At 58.5% G+C, this 19,693-nt stretch carries 18 protein-coding genes; 14 read left to right on the top strand and 4 right to left on the bottom strand.

Annotated features, from left to right (window positions below; translation table 11 throughout):
- The first annotated feature begins 7 nt into the window (after window positions 1-7).
- Window positions 8-676 (top strand): metallophosphoesterase family protein, encoded by a 669-nt coding sequence (locus tag RDQ42_RS02130; protein WP_054331961.1) that lies wholly within the window; start codon window positions 8-10, stop codon window positions 674-676.
- 129 nt (window positions 677-805) lie between these two features.
- Here RDQ42_RS02130 and RDQ42_RS02135 read toward each other — a convergent pair whose 3' ends face one another.
- Window positions 806-4,516, bottom strand: a complete 3,711-nt coding sequence (locus tag RDQ42_RS02135) for a phosphoribosylformylglycinamidine synthase (protein WP_308588189.1) — start codon at window positions 4,514-4,516, stop codon at window positions 806-808.
- An 89-nt stretch (window positions 4,517-4,605) separates the two neighbouring features.
- Entirely contained in the window at window positions 4,606-5,892 is a 1,287-nt protein-coding gene (gene mtaB / locus RDQ42_RS02140; RefSeq protein ID WP_054332059.1) for a tRNA (N(6)-L-threonylcarbamoyladenosine(37)-C(2))-methylthiotransferase MtaB, read from the bottom strand.
- A gap of 441 nt (window positions 5,893-6,333) precedes the next feature.
- On the opposite strand from mtaB, the gene RDQ42_RS02145 reads away from it, so the two are divergent.
- The 11 genes from RDQ42_RS02145 (at window position 6,334) to RDQ42_RS02195 (ending at window position 16,547) form a co-directional block, all read left to right on the top strand.
- On the top strand, window positions 6,334-7,494 hold the full coding sequence (locus tag RDQ42_RS02145) for a D-alanyl-D-alanine carboxypeptidase family protein (protein ID WP_054331960.1): 1,161 nt from the start codon (window positions 6,334-6,336) through the stop codon (window positions 7,492-7,494).
- Window positions 7,495-7,600: 106 nt separating this feature from the next.
- Window positions 7,601-8,935: a glucose-6-phosphate isomerase gene (locus RDQ42_RS02150; protein ID WP_308588191.1), complete on the top strand. Its 1,335-nt coding sequence runs from the start codon at window positions 7,601-7,603 to the stop codon at window positions 8,933-8,935.
- Window positions 8,936-9,006: 71 nt separating this feature from the next.
- A complete protein-coding gene (locus RDQ42_RS02155; protein ID WP_054331959.1) occupies window positions 9,007-9,417 on the top strand; it encodes a hypothetical protein in 411 nt (136 codons plus the stop codon).
- 105 nt (window positions 9,418-9,522) lie between these two features.
- On the top strand, window positions 9,523-10,413 hold the full coding sequence (locus tag RDQ42_RS02160) for a diaminopimelate dehydrogenase (protein ID WP_054332058.1): 891 nt from the start codon (window positions 9,523-9,525) through the stop codon (window positions 10,411-10,413).
- Between the two features lie 340 nt (window positions 10,414-10,753).
- On the top strand, window positions 10,754-11,314 hold the full coding sequence (locus tag RDQ42_RS02165; protein ID WP_308588193.1) for a DUF3793 family protein: 561 nt from the start codon (window positions 10,754-10,756) through the stop codon (window positions 11,312-11,314).
- A gap of 30 nt (window positions 11,315-11,344) precedes the next feature.
- Complete coding sequence (locus tag RDQ42_RS02170) at window positions 11,345-11,776, top strand: flavodoxin (RefSeq protein WP_308588195.1); 432 nt, start codon at window positions 11,345-11,347, stop codon at window positions 11,774-11,776.
- Window positions 11,777-12,288: 512 nt separating this feature from the next.
- Window positions 12,289-12,789, top strand: coding sequence for a DUF177 domain-containing protein (locus RDQ42_RS02175; RefSeq protein WP_054331956.1), 501 nt, complete (start codon window positions 12,289-12,291; stop codon window positions 12,787-12,789).
- A 24-nt stretch (window positions 12,790-12,813) separates the two neighbouring features.
- Window positions 12,814-12,996 (top strand): 50S ribosomal protein L32, encoded by a 183-nt coding sequence (rpmF, locus tag RDQ42_RS02180; protein WP_074026312.1) that lies wholly within the window; start codon window positions 12,814-12,816, stop codon window positions 12,994-12,996.
- A 155-nt stretch (window positions 12,997-13,151) separates the two neighbouring features.
- Window positions 13,152-14,438: a DUF512 domain-containing protein gene (locus tag RDQ42_RS02185; RefSeq protein ID WP_308588232.1), complete on the top strand. Its 1,287-nt coding sequence runs from the start codon at window positions 13,152-13,154 to the stop codon at window positions 14,436-14,438.
- Between the two features lie 80 nt (window positions 14,439-14,518).
- Window positions 14,519-15,841 carry a ribosome biogenesis GTPase Der gene (gene der / locus RDQ42_RS02190; protein WP_231358719.1) on the top strand — a complete coding sequence of 441 codons (1,323 nt, stop codon included), beginning with the start codon at window positions 14,519-14,521 and terminating at the stop codon, window positions 15,839-15,841.
- Window positions 15,842-15,953: 112 nt separating this feature from the next.
- Window positions 15,954-16,547, top strand: a complete 594-nt coding sequence (locus tag RDQ42_RS02195) for a hypothetical protein (RefSeq protein WP_308588197.1) — start codon at window positions 15,954-15,956, stop codon at window positions 16,545-16,547.
- A gap of 34 nt (window positions 16,548-16,581) precedes the next feature.
- On the opposite strand, the gene RDQ42_RS02200 is transcribed toward RDQ42_RS02195, so the two are convergent.
- Window positions 16,582-17,157, bottom strand: coding sequence for a biotin transporter BioY (locus tag RDQ42_RS02200; RefSeq protein WP_054331953.1), 576 nt, complete (start codon window positions 17,155-17,157; stop codon window positions 16,582-16,584).
- 366 nt (window positions 17,158-17,523) lie between these two features.
- Here RDQ42_RS02200 and plsY point away from each other — a divergent pair, with 366 nt between their 5' ends.
- Window positions 17,524-18,168: a glycerol-3-phosphate 1-O-acyltransferase PlsY gene (plsY, locus tag RDQ42_RS02205; RefSeq protein ID WP_308588199.1), complete on the top strand. Its 645-nt coding sequence runs from the start codon at window positions 17,524-17,526 to the stop codon at window positions 18,166-18,168.
- A 66-nt stretch (window positions 18,169-18,234) separates the two neighbouring features.
- A complete protein-coding gene (locus tag RDQ42_RS02210; protein ID WP_231358722.1) occupies window positions 18,235-19,272 on the top strand; it encodes an NAD(P)H-dependent glycerol-3-phosphate dehydrogenase in 1,038 nt (345 codons plus the stop codon).
- A 180-nt stretch (window positions 19,273-19,452) separates the two neighbouring features.
- Here RDQ42_RS02210 and rpmB read toward each other — a convergent pair whose 3' ends face one another.
- Window positions 19,453-19,641, bottom strand: a complete 189-nt coding sequence (gene rpmB, locus RDQ42_RS02215) for a 50S ribosomal protein L28 (RefSeq protein ID WP_074026311.1) — start codon at window positions 19,639-19,641, stop codon at window positions 19,453-19,455.
- Window positions 19,642-19,693 lie beyond the last annotated feature (52 nt).

Genomic DNA, 19,693 nt, shown 5'->3' on the forward strand with positions numbered 1-19,693 from the left:
TTAGCAGATGATCTATCTGACGGGGGATACCCACGGCGGGATGGAGCGTTTTCAATCCAAAGAGGCAAAACAGCTGAAAAAGGGGGATACCCTCATCATCTGCGGGGATTTCGGCTTTATCTGGGACGGCTCCAAGGGGGAAGAGAAACACCTCAAATGGCTGGGCAAGCGCCGGTATACCATCGCCTTTGTGGAGGGAACCCACGACAACCTGGACCGGCTGGCCGCCTACCCGGAAGAGGAGTGGAACGGCGGAAAAATCCACCGGATTTCCGGCAACCTCATCCATCTGATGCGGGGGGAATGTTACCGGGTGGAGGGCAAAACCATCTTTGCCTTTGGCGGCGGGGAGAGCCCGGACATTGAGCTGCGCCGGGAAGGGGAAAGCTGGTGGCCCCAGGAGATGCCCACCCAGGAGGAGATCGCCCATGGGGAGGAGTCCCTCGCCCAGTTGGGCAACCGGGTGGATTTGATCGTCACCCACGAGTGTTCGGGGCGGCTGTACCGGTTTTTGAATCCCCAAGGGGAGCGGAGCAACCTGCTGGGGGCCTTCTTCGACCGGGTCAGCGAGAGCTGCGAGTACCGGCTTTGGGCCTTTGGAAGCTGCCATCTGGACAAGAGGATCCCGCCCAAAACCCGGGCCCTTTTTCAGGAGATCGTCCCCTTTGAAGGGTAACGGACTATCCCGTTTAGTCTACCCAATTTCCACCAAAAACTCTAGGGGGAAGTTGTAGCCGCAATCGAAATATTTTCTTTCAAAAAACCGCCGGGGGCTAACAGCCCCCGGCGGTTTTGGGTTTATTGGTTATTTGGTGTAGTAGTCCACAGCGCCCTCAAACAATTTCATATCGTAGTTGCCGGGCACATTGCAGAAGGTGCCGCCGCTGAACCGCTCGGAGTGGGCCATCTTGCCCAGAACGCGGCCGTCAGGGGAGAGAATGCCCTCGATGGCGTCCACCGAACCGTTGGGGTTGTAGCGGGTATCCAGGGTGGGATTGCCGCAGAGATCCACATACTGGGTGGCGATCTGGCCGTTTTGGGCCATCTTCTCCAGCAGCTGGGGGCTGGCGACAAACCGGCCCTCGCCGTGGGAGATCGGGATGGTGTAGACATCCCCCACCTGGGAATGCATCAGCCAGGGGGAATTGTTGGAGGCGATGCGGGTGCGGACCAGCTTGGCCTGGTGGCGGCCGATCCGGTTAAAGGTCAGTGTGGGGCAGGTCTCGTCCATGTCCACGATCTCACCGAAGGGGACAAGGCCCAGTTTAACGAGGGCCTGGAAGCCGTTGCAGATGCCCAGCATCAGGCCGTCCCGGTTTTTGAGCAGGTCGTGGACCGCGTCTTTGATCCGCGGGTTGCGGAAGAAGGCGGTGATGAACTTGCCGGAGCCGTCGGGTTCGTCGCCGCCGGAGAAGCCGCCGGGGATGGCGATGATCTGGGACTGGTGGATCAACTCCTCAAAGGCGGCAACCGATTCCTCGATATCCTGGGAGGAGAGGTTTTTGATCACAAAGGTGGTGGCGCTGCCGCCGGCCCGTTCAAAGGCTTTGGCGGTGTCGTACTCGCTGTTGGTGCCGGGGAATACAGGGATCAGCACCCGGGGTTTGGCGATCTTTGATGCGGCGTGGAATTCCTTATTAGCCGCAAAGGAGTGGGTGGGCACCAGGATCTTGGGGGTGGGGAGCTGGGCGGGGAAGATGGGGGCCAGCTTGTTCTCCCAAACCTCCTGGGCCTTGCAGAGGTCCACGGTGGCGCCGTTGACCTTTACGGTGAAGTCCTCGGTGGTATGGCCCAGGAGAGGCAGGCCGTCGATCTCCTCTGCAGTTTCCAGCACAAAGCCGCCATAGGAGGTCTTAAAGAGGGTGTTTTCGTCCTGCTTCTCTGCGAAGGCAAAGCCGATGGAGTTGCCGAAGGCCATCTTGCTGACGGCGGCCGCCACGCCGCCGATGCCCAGGGTGTAGGCGGAGAGGACCTTCTTCTCAGAGATCAGCTTTTCGACGGTGTCAAACACCTTTTTAACCGAGTCGAAGCAGGGCAGGCCGTTTTTGTCAAACTCCGGCTGGAGCAGGTAGACCGGGCTACCGGATTTTTTGAATTCGCCGGAGACCACCTTGTCTACCTGGGCGGTGGAAACGGCGAAGGAGATCAGGGTGGAGGGGACGTCGATGTCCTCAAAGGTGCCGGACATGGAATCCTTACCGCCGATGGCCCCAATGCCCAGCTCCAGCTGTGCCTTCAAAGCGCCCAACAGGGCGGCGAAGGGCTTGCCCCAGCGGGCGGGGTCATCCTTGACCTTGCCAAAGTACTCTTGGAAGCTCATCCAGCAGTGGCGGTAGCTGCCGCCGGCGGCTACAATTTTAGCCACCGACTCCACCACGGCCAGCATGGCGGAATGATAGGGGGACACCTCGCCGATGTAGGGGTTGAAGCCCCAGGCCATCAGGGAGGCGGTGTTGGTCTCGCCGGTGAGGACGGGGATCTTGGCTGCCATGGCCTGGGCGGGGGTCAGCTGGTGCTTGCCGCCAAAGGGAGCCAGCACAGTGGCCGCGCCCACCGAGGAGTCAAACCGCTCCACCAGGCCCTTCTGGGAGCAGACGTTCAGGTGACCCAAAACCTTGGGCCATTTTTCCTCCATAGGCAGGGAAGCGCCGTGGGCTTTCTCGGAGAACTGAGGGGCAGGAACCGCAACGGTGGTGTGTTTCACCGCGCCGTTGGAGTTGAGGAACTCCCGGGAGAGGTCCACGATGGTGTTGCCGTTCCAGGTCATGGAGAGGCGGCCCGTGTCAGTGACCACCGCAACAGGGGTGGCCATCAGGTTTTCCTTGGAAGCCTCGGCGATGAACTTGTCCACATCGCCGGCGGCGACCACGACGGCCATCCGCTCCTGGCTTTCGCTGATGGCAAGCTCGGTGCCGTCCAGGCCGTCGTATTTCTTGGGGACGGCGTCCAGGTTGATGGAGAGGCCGTCGGCCAGCTCGCCTACGGCCACCGACACGCCGCCTGCGCCGAAGTCGTTGCAGCGCTTGATCATCCGGGTGACCTCACCATTGCGGAACAGCCGCTGGATCTTGCGCTCCTCGGGGGCATTGCCCTTCTGGACTTCGGCTCCGCAGCTCTCCAGGGATTCTACCGTGTGGCTCTTGGAGGAGCCGGTTGCGCCGCCGCAGCCGTCCCGGCCGGTCTTGCCGCCCAGCAGGATGACCACATCCCCGGCTTCGGGGACCATGCGGACTACATTTTCCGCAGGGGCCGCGCCGATGACTGCGCCCACCTCCATCCGCTTGGCCACATAGCCGGGATGGTACAGTTCGGTCACGTGGCCGGTGGCCAGGCCGATCTGGTTGCCGTAGGAGCTGTAGCCCGCCGCGGCAGTGGTGACAATTTTGCGCTGGGAGAGTTTGCCCTGGATGGTATCCTCCACCGGGGCGAGGGGGTCGGCCGCACCGGTGAGGCGCATGGCCTGGTAGACATAGCTCCGGCCGGAGAGGGGGTCGCGGATGGCGCCGCCCAGGCAGGTGGCCGCACCGCCGAAGGGCTCGATCTCAGTGGGGTGGTTGTGGGTCTCGTTCTTAAACATCAGGAGCCAGTCCTCCAAAACCCCGTCGTGGTCCACCTTGATCTTTACCGAGCAGGCGTTGATCTCCTCCGACTGGTCCAGGTCGGTGAGAAGCCCCTGTTTTTTCAGGGCTTTTGCGCCGATGGTGGCCAGGTCCATCAGGGTGATGGGGCGGTCTTTGCCGGCGTACAGGGTCTCCCGCAGGGAGAGATATTCCCGATAGGTGTCCTTGATGTAATCGCAGTCGATGGAAACGTCGTCGATATGGGTGGAGAAGGTGGTGTGGCGGCAGTGGTCGGACCAGTAGGTGTCGATCATCCGAACCTCGGTGATGGTGGGGTCCCGCTTCTCCTCATTTTTGAAATAGTTCTGGCAGCATTTGATGTCGTCCAGATCCATGGCCAGGCCGTACTGGCGGATGAACTGGGAGAGCTCCTCCTCCGAAAGGGCGGTGAATCCGCAGAGGGTTTCCACCGTCTCGGGGATGGCGTAGTTGGTGTCCAAGGTCTCCGGTTTTTCCAGGGAGGCCTCCCGGCTCTCCACCGGGTTGATCAGATAGGCCTTGATGCGGGCAAAGTCGGCGTCGGAGACCTCCCCTTCCAGCAGGTAGACCTTGGCGGAACGGACCACCGGGCGGTCCTTCTGGGTGGAAATCTGGATGCACTGGGCACAGGAATCGGCCCGCTGGTCAAACTGGCCGGGGAGGTATTCCACCGCGAACACCCGGCCATTGCAGGCGGGCAGCTCATCATAGGTGTCATCCACCTGGGGCTCGGAAAAAATGGTGCCCCGGGCGGCGTCAAAATCCTCCTGGGAGATTCCCTGCACGTCGTACCGGTTGACAAGGCGCAGGGAGGTGATGGAGTCGATGGACAGGGCGGAGGTGATGTCGGAAAGGGCACCGGCGGCCTCCACGGCAAATTCGGGGCGCTTTTCCACATAGATTCTGGTAACAGACATTCCAAACTCTCCTTACTACTCATTTATGGTCGGTTGAGGGGATGGGGAACACAGATAAATTCGGCGGATGCCGAAGGGATAACATAGGGTTACAGGATGCGGCCGATGCAGTGGTCAGCCTCGGCCCCGGTGATCTCCACCCGGAGGATGGCGCCGGTGACATCTTCATCCGTCTTTACAAAGACCGGGGTATAGTTTTTGCTGTACCCGTGGGTCAGGCCGCCAGTTTGGGTTTCAAACAGCACCTCCTGGACGGTGCCCACCTGGTTTTGGAGGAACTCCTGCCGGGTCTTGCCGGTGGCGGCGATGAGCCGGGCGCTGCGTTCCTCCTTGACCTGCGGGTCCACCTGGCCGGACATCCGGGCGGCGGCGGTGCCCTCCCGGATGGAGTAGGAGAAGACATGGGCCTTGGCCAGGCCGATCTCCTCTACGAACTGGAGGGTGGAGGCAAATTCCTCCTCGGTCTCGCCGGGGAAGCCCACCATGATGTCGGTGGTGATGGAGGGGTTCTCAAACAGCTCCCGGATTTTGCCCACCATCCGGCGGTATTCGGCGGTGTCGTATTTGCGGTTCATCCGCTTGAGGGTGGCGTCGCACCCGCTTTGCAGCGCCAGGTGGAACTGGGGGCAGAGGCGGGGATAGCGGGCCATCTCCTCCAGGTCTTTGTCGGTGATCATCTCCGGCTCGATGGAGCCCAGGCGGACCCGCTCGATGCCGTCGGTGGTGCAGGCCAGGGCGATGGCGTCGGTCAGATGGCCGCCGAAGTCCTTGCCATAGGCCGACAGGTTGATGCCCACCAGGACGACTTCTTTATAGCCGGCGGCGGCCAGCTCGGTCAGCTCCAGCTTCAGATCCATCAAAGGTTTGGAGCGGACCGGCCCCCGGGCATAGGGGATGATGCAGTAGGCGCAGTAGCGCTCGCACCCGTCCTCAATTTTGATGGAAGCCCGGGTCTTTTCAAAGAACTTTCCGGCCTTCATGTCCTCAAAGGCTTCCCCTTTTTGGTGGGCGGTGATGTTGACCACCCGGCTGCCGGTTGCCAGGCACTCCCGGATGGCGGGCAGCAAGGAGGCCCGGTTGTAGGAACCGGTGATGACGTCCGCCTCAGTAAAAGCCTCTGCCGCGTCGGGGAAGGCCTGGGGGAAACAGCCGGTCAGCGCCACCTTAGCGGCGGGGTTCTGCCGCTTTAGCCGGCGCAGGATCTGGCGGGTTTTTTTGTCCCCGCTGGAGGTAACGGTGCAGGAGTTGACCACGTAGACGTCGGCGATATCGGTGGGCTCCACCAAATCAAAACCGGCGGCGGCAAACTGCTGGCTGAGGACCTGGGTCTCATACTGGTTGACCTTGCAGCCCAGGGTATAAAAAGCGATGCGCATAGCAATCATCCATTCTGCCGCTTCGCGTCGGCGCTCATAATAAAAGGGTTCCTCCCGTCACGCGAAGCAGAGGGCTGGCGAGAGGTTTTTTCCCGCCCCGGCAGGGCTGTAGAGGCCGCAAAACCCCGGGTTTCGCGGTTTTTCACAGCTTGTCCCCGATATAATCGGGTGAGCGGGAGCAAAACAAGCGGCCCCGATGCCGAGACCGCGAATTTCTTACCTCTAAATTATACAAAATCCCCCGTGCAATTACAAGACGCAGCCAGCCGAAATAATCCCCCTGAACGGGGGCGGTTTCTAGGTAAAACGATCAATCCGGCGGGGGAAAAAACGTCGCTTTTGCAAAATTTTCCCCACAATCTGCCGCGGAAGGGAAAGCCGTTCTCGCGGCGGCGGGGCGAGCATACACTGTACCGAGTTTTGAATCGACGAGGTGAGCGTATGAAACGAGCGATCCGGCAATGCACAGCGGCCTTTGTCGCCGCGGCCCTCTTGCTGGCGCAGGCCCTGCCCGTGTGGGCACAGCCGGGCGCGGTGGGGGATATCCCGGCAAAATCGGGCATTTTGGTGGAACAGAACACCGGCAGGGTGCTCTACGAACTGAACGCGGACGAAAAGATGCACCCGGCGTCCATCACCAAGGTGATGACCCTCCTTCTGGTGATGGAGGCCTTGGATGGCGGCAAAATCAGCTTGGAGGACAAAGTGACCTGTTCCCCCAACGCCAACAGCATGGGGGGCTCCCAAATCTGGCTGGAGGTGGGGGAGGAGATGACCGTCCACGAGCTGCTCAAGGCGACGGCCATCTCCAGCGCCAACGACGCGGCCTGCGCTCTGGGGGAACACCTAGCCGGCAGCGAAGACGCCTTTGTGGACCTGATGAACCGCCGGGCCCAGGAACTGGGGATGACAAACACCCATTTTGAAAACACCAATGGCCTGGACGCCGACGGCCACCTGAGCACCGCACGGGATATCTCCATCATGTCCCGGGAGCTCCTAAAACACGAAAAAATTAAAGAGTACACCACCGTCTGGATGGATTCCCTGCGGGACGGCAAAACCCAACTGGTCAACACCAACCGGCTGATCCGCTTTTACAAAGGGGCCACTGGCCTGAAGACCGGAACCACCGACGGCGCGGGAAGCTGCCTTTCCGCCTCCGCCACCCGCGGGAACCTGAGCCTGGTGGCGGTCACCATGGGCTCCAGCACCAGCGACGAGCGGTTTAACGCCGCCCGCACCCTGTTGGATTACGGCTTTGCCAACTATGAAGCGGTACAGCCGCCATCCATCCAAGAACAGCTGACCCCAGTGAAAGTTTTGGGCGGTGTAGAGCGCCAGGTGGAGGTCCAGTTTGTGCCTCCTATGCCAGTTGTGGTGGAGAAGGGCGGCGGCAGTTCCATCACCCAGGAGATCCAGCTGGCCGAGGATGTCCACGCCCCGGTGGAGCAGGGGGAGGTCCTGGGTTCGGTCACCGTTTTGGTGGAGGGCACCCCGGTGAGCCGCTACGACTTGACCGCGGCCAGCGGCGTGGAGCGGATGACTTTCCTCAAGGGCCTAGAAACCCTGTGGGAGGCCGCCAGTCGGATGAATTCTTAAAAATCTGTGAATGATCAACAAAAACAGGAGAATTATCACTTTTAAACTTGAAAAATTTGCTGGAATACGCTAAACTATGGATAAGGCAAAACGAGGAGGAAGTTCTATGGCGACTAAGCTGAAAGAACAGTATCTGAAAGGCTTCCTGAGCCCCGAAGATTTTGACGCAATCGCCGCCCAAGCGGTGGCGGCCCACCAGACGCTCTGCAAGCGCACCGGCCGGGGGAATGATTTTCTCGGGTGGCTGGATCTGCCGGCGGAGTATGACCGGGATGAGTTTTGCCGCATCCAGATGGCTGCCCAAAAAATCCGGCGGGACAGCGACCTGCTTGTCGTCATCGGCATTGGCGGCTCCTACCTGGGGGCGCGGGCGGTGATTGAGCTTTTGGGCTCCCCGCTGTACAACAGCCTTGCCAAGGATTCCCCCCAGATCTATTTTGCCGGCAACAATATGAGTTCCAGCCAGCTGTGCCAGCTCCTCTCCCTCTGCGAGGGGAAACGGGTGTCGGTCAATGTGATCTCCAAATCCGGGACCACTACCGAGCCTGCCATCGCTTTCCGGGTATTCCGGGAGTACCTGGAGCACCGGTACGGCAAACAGGAAGCCCAGAAGCGTATCTACTGCACCACCGACCGCAGCCGGGGCACCCTTCACGACTTAGCGGTTCGGGAGGGGTATGAGCGGTTTGTCATCCCCGACGATGTGGGGGGCCGGTACTCGGTTCTCACCCCGGTGGGGCTTCTGCCCATCGCCGTCAGCGGCGGGGATATTCAGGCGCTGATGGACGGCGCCGCCACTGCCCGGGAGGAGTTGTCCGCCCCGGATTTTGGCGGCAACAGCTGCATCCGTTACGCGGCTATCCGCAACCTTTTCTACCGCAAAGGGCGAAAGGCGGAAATGCTGGTCAGCTACGACCCCAGCTTTTCCATGATGGCGGAGTGGTACAAACAGCTCTTTGGGGAGAGCGAGGGCAAGGAGCACAAGGGACTTCTCCCCACAGCGGCCACCTTCTCCACCGACCTCCATTCCCTGGGCCAGTTCATCCAGGAGGGTAGCCCCATCCTCTTTGAAACCATTGTGGATTTGGGGGAGCCGGCTGAGGAATTCATTCTCCCCAAAGAAGAGGAGAATTTCGACGGTCTCAACTTCCTGGCCGGCTGGAAGCTCTCAGAGGTCAACCGCAAAGCCATGGAGGGCACGGCCTTGGCCCACCGCTCCGGCGGGGTGCCCAGTGTAGTGCTGGAACTGCCCCAGGTCAACGCCTTTGAGACGGGATATTTCATCTACTTTATGGAAATGGCCTGTGCCGTCAGCGGCTATCTTTTGGGGATCAACCCTTTTGACCAGCCGGGTGTGGAGGCATACAAGAAAAACATGTTCGCCCTGCTCGGCAAACCCGGTTACGAGGAACTGCGGCAGCAGCTGGAAGCACAGCTGTAATGCCCACAACAAAACAGGAAGGTACCCGCGCCAGCGGTTACATAATACCACCAAAAAGGGAGGAAAACACCATGATTAAATTGATTGTAGGGAATAAGGGCTCCGGGAAAACAAAAAAACTGGTAGACGGCGTCAACGCAGCGGTCGCAAAGGATCACGGTGCGGTTGTTTGTGTGGAGAAAGGCTTGCAGCTGACCTATGACCTGAGTCATAAGGCCCGCCTTGTGGACATTGAGACCTATGACATCAGTGGATTTGATGCGTTCTATGGCTTCCTGGCCGGCATTTTGGCGGGGAATTATGACATCACTGACATGTATGTGGATGCAACCCTGAAAATCGGCGGAAAAGACCTGGAAGGCCTGGCCAAGATGATCGACAAGCTGAACAAGCTGACCAAAGACAGCGAAGTGGAATTGGTGTTTACCGTATCCTGCGATCCCTCTGAGCTCCCTGAGAGCCTGAAAGGTTATATCGCATAATCTCCCGGTTGAATAAGAAACAAAAAGGACGGTGCAAAAGGGGAATCCCCTGTGCCCCGTCCTTTTTTGCGCCCAAATGGGGCGAGCAAAAAGGAGTTGTTTTTCATGATTAAGACAGCGGTGATCGGCTATGGAAATGTGGGCAAGGCCGCCGTGGAAGCGGTGCTCGCCTCCCCAGATCTCTCGTTGGTCGGGGTAGTACGCCACAGCGGCGGAGGGCTCTCCGGCCTGCCGGGGGTGGCGGTGGCGGATTCGGTGGAGAACCTGCCTCAAAAGCCCCAGGCGGCGATTTTGGCCCTCCCCTCCCGGATGGTGCCGGAGGCGGCGGTGAAGCTGCTGCGCAAGGGCATCGCCACAGCTGACAGTTTTGACATCCACGGGGATATCCCTCAGGTGCGGGCCAGGCTGGATCGGGTGGCTAAGGAGAACGGAGTGGCAGCCATCCTCTCCGCCGGATGGGACCCGGGCCTGGATTCGGCAGTGAGGGCCTTGCTGGAAGCATCCGCCCCCCGGGGCATCACTTACACCGACTTCGGGCCGGGGATGAGCATGGGCCACACGGTTGCGGTCAAAGCGATCACCGGGGTGAAGGATGCCCTCTCCCTGACCGTCCCTTTGGGAACCGGACTTCACCGGAGGATGGTCTATGTGGAGCTGCTGCCGGGCGCGGAACTGGGCCGGGTGGAGGAGGCCATCCGTGCCGACCCCTATTTTATCCACGACGAGACCCACGTCATTCCGGTGGAACGGGTTGCTGACCTGATGGACCGGGGACATGGAGTCCACCTGAGCCGCAAAGGGGTCAGCGGCCAGCGGGACAGCCAGAGGTTCTCCTTTGATATGGCCATCGACAACCCCGCCCTCACTGGCCAGCTGATGGCTTCGGCGGCTCGTGGGGCAGTGCGGCAGCAGCCGGGGTGTTACACGATGATTGAAATTCCGCCTATCGACCTTCTGCCCGGCGGCCGGGAAGACCTGGTGCGGCGGCTGGTTTAAATCCAAAAGGGCTGGAACTGCTCCCCGGCAGGGGCGGTTCCGGCTTTTTTAACGGTGAGACATTGGAATTTGGGGTCGGCTGTACGTGAGTTCAAACGGTTTGGGATTCTGCTGTTCTGACCGGCGGCTCCCCCTACCGGTCTCAAGGAATCCAAACCGGGGATGCACAGGCTCACAGAAAAATTTTGGGCGGTAAGGGAGGTTTTTCCTTGACAAGGAGAGGAGGACATGGTATAGTGAATATGGGGTTAGCAAATGCTAACCAATTTCGGCGGCAAGCAGCCGTTTTCTTTTTCCCATATAGTTAGCTTTAACTAACCACGAGAAAGGAGTCCCCACCATGGCACAATCCTTTGATCAATTGTTGGCGCGCCACTGTGCCCCGGCCTTAGCGGGAATTAAGCCGGCTAATCTGGTCTCCTGTTCCAAAGCGGACTACCCCCATCTGCCGGACCTGCTGGAAGAACAGGGCCCGAAGCTGGAGGAGCGGGGCATCCGCCTGGATGTCCTATGTCAGTGCGACCGGCGGTTCCTGGTGCTTGTCTACCGCCCGGAGGCACTGAAGCGGCACCTGGCGAAGAGGGCTGTCGCAAAGCTATTGATTAAAGCGGGCTATGATCCTGGGGCTGGGGTGGACGCCTGTTTGCACCGGCTCAGGCACCGGATGGAGGGCCAGGAATTCCCGCATGAGGTGGGGCTGTTCCTCGGGTATCCGCCGGAGGATGTGGCTGGGTTCTGCCGGTACTGCGGCCAGAAATACAAATACTGTGGCCACTGGAAGGTCTACGGTGACGTAGACCAGGCCAAGGCGTTGTTTGAACAGTATGACCGCTGCCGGGATTCCCTGTGCCGCCGGGTGGGGATGGGGCTTTCCATTGTGCAGATTTTTCCCGTGGTATAAAACGAACATTGAGACAACAGGAGGCTGTATATGAACAAAATAGCAATTGTATATTGGTCCGGTACCGGCAACACCCAGGCCATGGCCAGCGCCATCGAAGAAGGGGCCAAAGGTGCCGGTGCGGAGGTGTCCCTTCTTCCGGTAGGCCAGGCGGACGCCGGCATCCTTCAAGGGTTTGACGTGTTGGCTTTCGGCAGTCCCGCCATGGGCGGCGAAGTCTTGGAGGAAGGGGAGTTCGACCCCTTTTTTACCTCCATTGAAGGCGGCCTCTCCGGCAAAAAGGTGGCCCTCTTCGGCAGCTATGGCTGGGGGGATGGCCAGTGGATGCGGGATTGGCAGGATCGCGTCGCTGTGGCTGGGGCAGTCCTCTACCGCGGGGAAGGGCTGATCGTCAACGAGACCCCCGATGCCTCCGCCTTGGAAAACTGCAGCGCATTCGGGGCTGGGTTGGCAAGCTTCTAATTTTTTTGTTTCCCCCTTTGGATGTTTACCCATTTGTCTTTTGTGGCTCTTGCAACAAAAGCACTGTCTGCCGGGGCTGAAATTCCCCTGGACAGGATGCAGCGGTTCCGGGAAGCGGCCGATGCGTGAGAATAGCCGGGAACAGATCCCGCCGCCTGGCAGGATTTTCCCGGCTATTTTCCATTTCTTTGCCAATACTAGACACTGCCCTGGCAGAAAGGCCGAGGCGGTTTTTTCTCGGGGAAAGTGCCCCCTTTGGCACTGTTTGGGAAAAAGGGGGCGGATTCATACGAAATTACCAAAACAAACCCGCAAAAAATGCCGGTATTCTCCCAAAAAACGGGGCAATCTCTCTTGACAAACCACGTCTGGCTTACTATAATATTTGAGTAGCATTTGGCTGCAAAGGGTGATTTCTGCCCTTTTTGGCCAGCAGAAAAGTCCGTGGTTCTTGCGATATGGGTATGGCATCCGTCGCTTGGGGTACCAGCCGAAGGGAGCGTCGTATCAAAATGATTGATTTGGGCCGTATTTTTGATATCGAAGGGGAGTCGCTGGCATTTGAACGCCAGCTGGACCTCTCCCAGGTGAGTCAGTGGGGTCAAAGGCCGTTTCAGTCGCCGGTTAAGGTCACGGGCAGTGTGGAAAACAGGGCGGGTATTGTCACCTTGCGGTGCGAAGCCAGCTTTGTGCTCACCACCATCTGCGACCGCTGCCTCACCCAGTCCGATCGGCCCACCGTCTATCGTTTTGAGCATGTACTGGCGCGTGAACTCAACGACGAGGACAACGACGATTTTATCGTGGTAAAAGACGGTTTGCTGGATTTGGACCAGCTTGTCACCTCCGACATCCTCCTTGAGCTACCAATCAAGGCGCTGTGCCGCGAGGATTGCAAGGGTCTGTGCCCCATTTGCGGCGCCAACCTTAACGAGACAACCTGCGGGTGCGGCAAACAGTCCATCGACCCCAGATTGCAGGTCTTGCAAGACCTTTTGAACAACCAAAACTAGAAATAAAATAAAGGAGTGCTGAACATGGCAGTACCGAAGAGAAAAGTATCCAGAACCCGCAGAGACAAAAGACGTTCCAACGTTTGGAAGCTGGAAGCCCCTGCACTGTGCAGATGCACTCAGTGCGGCGAGCTGAAGCTCCCCCATAGAGTTTGTGGAAACTGCGGTTTCTACAAAGGCAGAGAAGTTATCAAAATCGAGGGCTAGTTGCATAGCTTCAAAGGATAGAGGGGGGACGTGTTTCCGCCTCTATTTTTTTGCTTTTGGGCGGGCATAACCTTTTCCACTGCGGCAAAAGCTAAGGAATAGTACGCTTCTTTTTAAACAAGGGGGGATTTCCACTGGCGGTCACCATCCGTGAAATCGACAAACATTCCCACGCCCAACGGGCGGGGATTCAGACAGGGGATACTTTGGTATCCATCAACGGCAACCCCATCGACGACGTGCTGGATTACCGGTTCTATATGACCGACCGCCAGCTGCAAATCGAACTGCTGCGGCAGAACGTCCCCTACATCGTCAAGGTCCACAAAGGGGAGTACGACGACCTGGGGCTGGAGTTTGACACCTATTTGATGGACAAGCAACAGAACTGCAAAAACAAATGCATCTTCTGCTTTGTGGACCAGACCCCCAAAGGCATGCGGGAGAGCTTGTATTTTAAGGACGATGATGCCCGGCTCTCCTTTTTGTTCGGCAACTACATCACCCTGACCAATTTGGAGGACCGGGACATCCAGCGGATCATCCGGATGCGGATCAGCCCCATCAACATCTCGGTCCACACCACCAACCCCCAGCTGCGGGTGGAGATGATGAAAAATCCCCGGGCGGCCAGCAGCTTGCGGTATATTCAAATGTTGACCGAGGGGGGGATTAAGGTCAACACCCAGCTGGTCCTCTGCCCCGGCATCAACGACGGGGAGGAGCTCTCCCGCAGCCTGCGGGATTTGGGCGCTCTGGGGGAAAACCTCCAGAGCATCGCCTGCGTGCCGGTGGGGCTCACCGATTACCGGGAGGGCCTTTACCCCCTGCGGACCTACACGGCGCCGGAGGCCGCAGCGGTGATCGACACCATCGACGCCTTTGCCGATGAAGTCCAAAAAGAGCGGGGCGTCCGGGTGGCCTACCCCTCTGACGAATTCTTTCTGCTGGCCGGGCGGCCCATCCCCCCGGTGGAGTACTACGGGGAGTTCGACCAGCTGGACAACGGCGTGGGCCTGATGGCCCAGTTGGAACAGGAGTTTACGAGCGCCTGTTCCCTGTGCGATCCGTGTCCTCTCACCCGGAAGGTGTCCATTGCCACCGGTGTGCTGGCCTACCCCCTTCTCTGCAAACTGGCGGGGAAGGCCCAGGAGCTGTTTCCCGGCCTGACCGTGGAGGTCCACCGGATTGTCAACGACTATTTCGGGCACAACATCACCGTGGCGGGCCTTATCACCGGCACCGACCTGATGGCCCAGCTAAAGGGAAAAGACCTGGGTGAGGCGCTTTTGATCCCAAACGTGATGCTGCGCCACGAACAGGATATGTTTTTAGACGACGTGACCCTTGAGGAGGCCCAGGCCGCCTTGGGCACCCCGATACAGGTTGTGGAAAACGACGGCTTTTCGGTGCTGTCCGCCATGACCGGACAGGAGATTTAACCAGCCTGGTTTTCCCCCACCCCCACGGGGAGAAGTGGAAAACCCGCCGGGAAAATCCCGGAAAAAGGAGGCATGACACCATGGCAAAACCCATTATCGCAGTGGTGGGGCGGCCCAACGTGGGCAAATCCACCCTGTTTAACAAATTGATCGGCCAGCGCCTCTCCATTGTGCAGGACACCCCCGGCGTCACCCGGGACCGGATCTACGCCCCCTGCGAGTGGAGGAACAAAGAGGTGATGCTGGTGGACACCGGCGGCATCGAGCCCCGGGCGGACGATGTGATCCTCTCCCAGATGCGGCAGCAGGCCGAACTGGCCATCCACAGCGCCGACGTGATTGTTTTGGTTACCGACCTGCGCTCCGGCGTCACCGCCACCGACCAGGACGTGGCGGGCATGCTGCTTAGAAGCGGCAAACCCCTAGTCCTTGCGGTGAACAAATGCGACACCATCGGCGACCCGCCAGCGGAGTTCTACGAGTTTTACAACCTGGGCCTGGGGGATCCTATTGCAGTCTCTGCCGCCCACGGACATGGCACCGGCGACCTGCTGGACGCCTGCTATGAAAAAATAGACTTTGACAAGGCGGAGGACTACGACGAAGAGTTCGTCAAGGTGGCGGTGATCGGCAAGCCCAACGTGGGCAAAAGCTCCCTCATCAACCGGGTGGCCGGGGAGGAGCGGGTGATTGTCTCAGATATCGCCGGAACCACCCGGGATGCCACCGACACGGTGGTGGAAAACGAGTTCGGCAAATACGTCTTCATCGACACCGCAGGCATCCGGCGCAAGGCCCGGGTGGAAGAGGAGATCGAGCGCTATAGCGTTCTGCGGGCCTATATGGCGGTGGACCGCTCCGACGTCTGCGTCATCGTCATCGACGCCACTGTCGGCTTTACCGAGCAGGATTCCAAGGTGGCCGGCTATGCCCACGAGCAGGGCAAAGGCTGCGTGGTGGCGGTCAACAAGTGGGACGCCATCGACAAGGACGACAAGACCATGGACGAGTTCCGCAAAAAGCTGGAGGTGGATTTCAGCTTTATGTCCTATGTGCCCTTTGTATTCATCTCTGCCCTCACCGGCCAGCGGGTGAACAAGCTGTTTGAGATGATCAACTACGTCTTTGAGAAAAACGCCATGCGCATCTCCACCGGGCGGCTCAACGACCTGCTGGCCTATGCCACTGCCCGGGTGCAGCCCCCCTCCGACAAGGGCAAGCGGCTGAAAATCTACTACATGACCCAGGCGGCCACCAAGCCCCCAACGTTTGTGGCCTTCTGCAACAACAAGGAGCTGTTCCACTTCTCCTACCGGCGGTATTTGGAGAACCAGATCCGGGAGACCTTCCAGTTGGACGGCACCCCCATCCGCTTCATCGTCCGGGAGCGTGGGGACAACTAAACAAACACCAAAAAAGCGATGGGCTCCTGGGTCCATCGCTTTTTTGATGCCTGCGCCTTTTAAACAGCAAGAAAAAATGATATTCTTTCCATAAGGAGTGGAGGAATGTCATATGCGGTTTACAGCTTTGTTGCTTTCCCTTGGAATCTGGTTGTTATCTCCCCAGGGAAAGCCGGAAAATGGCTGGGTTTCCCCACTGGGGCTGAAGGGGATGGGCCAAGGGAAAGCCCAGGTTCGGGTCTGCACCGAGGAAGAAGCGGCGGAATTTTATATCCAGCATCAATGGATGATGCCGGGCGAGGCCGAAGAAAAAGCCGCCTGCTTATATGAGGACGGCTTCCGCCAGATGGAATACACCGCTGAACATGATTTTGGAGACGGTAATACTGTTGTGGCGGGGACGAGAGTTTTGTGCGGCGTGTCCCAGGGGATTCCCTTCTTTGAAGAGGTGCTGTTGGAGCGGACGGAAGGGGAGAATGAAAAGGGAAGCTTTGATGAGGACTATGTTCTCACAACGATTTCCTCGGATAAACAGTCCCTGCAAATTCAGGCTAGAGGAACGTATGAGGTGGTAGTGGATAATTGTTTAACTGGTTCCGTCGGCCTTGATCTGGAGGTTTTAGGTTTTGAATGTTCCCATACAGCGGGAGGAAAGACCTATTACCATAAAAATGCAGCATGGGGGAAAACTTGGACCAAAAGCTAACTGGTGTTGGTTCCAATAAAAAAGGGGGGCTATGCTAGCCCGCCTTTTTTTGTGGGGGAAAATTCTCCCTCCTCCGAAAGAGGACCCGGCGCACTGGATAGGCGATGGCAGACGCCGCGAGGATTTTCACCCCATCCCCCGGAAGAAAGGGGAGCACCCCGGCCGCCAGCGCTCCAGGCAGGGAGAGGGAGGCTTGCCGGGCAAGCCACCAGGTGCCAATGGCATAACAGAAGAATGTTCCGGCGATCATTGACAAGGGGTAGATGGATTTCCGCTCGGGGAAATGGTCGGTGAGCAGCCCTACCAAAAAGGCCAGGGGCAGGTAGCCGATCAGGTAGCCGCCGGTCGGCCCCACAAGGACTTGAAGGCCTCCGCTGTAGCCTGCAAACACCGGGATACCCACTGCCCCTAGCAGCAGGTACACTGCCACCGATAGGGTGCCCCATCTGACCCCGCCGGCTGCAGCAGCTAAGTAGACGGCGAAGGTCCCGAGAGAGAGGGGGACAGGGGTGAATGGCAGCGGGATGGATAAAGGGGAGAGCACTGCCAAAATGGCGGCGAACAGCGCGGTGACACAGAGGGAATAAACCCGATTCGTCGTTGGTTTCATGCGGATCTCCAGGATGAGAAATGTTTGTAGCACAGTATACCAGCTGCTGTATATTTTTGCAAGATAAATAAATCAATAATTCATAAAATGCTGATATTTTTTCTTATCAAACAGTGTTTTGGTGAAATTTCATCTGTTTTCTGTCTCTATCAACAGAGATGTGAAAATCTTTTTATAAAAAGTTGCATACTTGACAGATGTTAAGGCACATCAATAGTTGTGGTAACCCACGGACAGGGGAGTATCCCGGCCTCAAGACGAGTTAAAGTTTACAGATTCCTAGTTGCATAACGGGCAAAAAACTGTTACGCTAAGAGTACTTCAAACAACTGCCCGCCCGGGCGGAAACAAGAGGTGCGGTGTGTTATGGATTTGGATCGAAATTTTCTGTTGGCGGCAGGTTTGGCCGCGCTGGCTGCGTACTTGATGGGCAGCATAAATTTTGCGGTGCTGGTCTCCCGGATCTATGCCAAGGACGATGTGCGCCGCCACGGCAGCGGCAATGCAGGCATGACTAATATGCTGCGGACTTATGGCGTCGGCCCGGCGTTTTTCACCGGAGTCGGGGATTTTAGCAAAGGGGCGCTGGCCGTTCTTGTAGGCCGGATGATCTTCCAGCAGCTGGGGGTCACCGCTATGGACGGTGGCTTTGTGGGGGCGGCATTTGTCCTGTTGGGCCATTTGTACCCGATTTTCTTCCACTTCAAAGGGGGAAAAGGGGTGCTGACCAGCTGTGGCGTTATTTTGCTGCTCAACCCCATTGTGTTTTGTATTTTGGTTGGGGTGTATGTGCCTTTGGCGTTCATCACCCGCATTGTCTCCCTGGCCTCTATCCTGGGGGCGATCACCTTCCCCTTCGCCACCTATTTTGTGCTGCGGTTCCAGGGGCGGCCCTATGTCTTTGACACGGTGTTTGCCGCGGCTGCGGCCGCGTTGGTGGTGTATATGCACCGGGGCAACATCAAACGGCTGCTCAACGGCACGGAAGCGCGGTTTGGGGAAAAAAAATAACTGGCAGGACTGGCGCAGTTCCTCAAGGCGCGCCCCTGCGAAAACCACTTTATTGGAGGTAGCAATATGGCACGGTTGATGTTTTTAGGAGCGGGCGGCTTTGGCACCGCCTTGGCGGTGATGGCGCACCGCTATGGCCACCAGGTCACCCTGTGGTCCTATGATCCCCAGCAGGTGGAAGAAATCCGCCAGAACAAAGAAAACGCCTATCTTCTGCCCGGGGTTCCAGTGCCGGAGGAGATCGACGTAACCAACTCTCTGGACGCCCTGGGGGAAGCGGATTTGGTCTTTATCGCAACCCCTTCCTCGGCGGTGCGGGAGGTCGCGGCAAAAATCCGCGGCAAAATGCGCCCCGATGCAGTGGTGGTCTGCGGGGCCAAGGGCCTGGAGCGGGACACTTTGGAAAGCCTGAGCCAGGTGCTGGAGGAATCCCTGCTGGAGAACCCGGTGGTCATGTTCTCCGGCCCCTCTCACGCGGAGGAGGTATCCCGTGGGGTTCCCACCACGGCGGTGGTGGCTTCTACCGATCCAGAGGCGGCCCGCAAGGTGCAGGACATCCTCTCCAACTCCTCCCTGCGGCTCTATGTCAACGACGACGTCATGGGGGTCGAGCTGGGCGGGGCCTTAAAAAATGTCATCGCCTTGGCGGTGGGAATCGCCGACGGCTTAGGCTTGGGGGACAACACCAAAGCGGCCTTGATGACCCGGGGCCTCACCGAGATTGCCCGACTGGGGGTGGCCTGTGGCGCCCGGCCCGAGACTTTCAGCGGCCTATCCGGCGTGGGGGATTTGATTGTCACCTGCACCAGCGTCCACTCCCGGAACCGGAGAGCCGGCATCCTCATCGGGTCCGGTTGGTCCCCCCAAGGGGCGGTGGGCGAGGTGGATATGACGGTGGAGGGCTATTTCAGCACCAAGGCCGCCTATGAGCTCTCCCGCCGGCTGGGGGTGGAGATGCCCATCGTCACTGAAATATACAAGGTGCTGTACGAGGGGAAGGACCCCCAGCAGGCCATCGACGAACTGATGAGCCGTCCCCGCCGCCATGAATCGGAGGGGCAGTGGCTCGGGGTGGAGAAGCGCCCGGAGACAAAGGAAAACTAAGGGGCAGGCTGGGAAGATTCCCAGCCTGTTTTTCTGTAAGACTCTGGGGAAAAGGGCAAAAAAATCCCCCGGGGCGTTTCGCCATTCCCCAAAAGGGGAAATGGGCGGCCTCGGAGGATGTTTTTCCCTAGAATGCGAAAAAAGAACCATCCCAGCGGGGACGATTCTTTTCAAGCGGTTTTAGATGGCGCGGGTCACTTTATTGGAACGCAAGCAACGGGTGCAGGCGTGGATGTGGCACGGTGTGCCGTTGACAATTGCCTTAACGCGCTTTACGTTGGCTTTCCAAGCTCTGTTGGATCTTCTGTGAGAATGGGAAACCTTGATTCCGAAAGAGACGTCCTTACCGCAGATATCGCATTTTGCCATGTGTCTGCACCTCCTTATACAACTTTAAACAAAGTCAACAGCAATATACTAT

The organism is uncultured Merdimmobilis sp., from assembly GCF_902471145.1.
GTDB classification, from domain to species: domain Bacteria; phylum Bacillota; class Clostridia; order Oscillospirales; family Ruminococcaceae; genus Merdimmobilis; species Merdimmobilis hominis.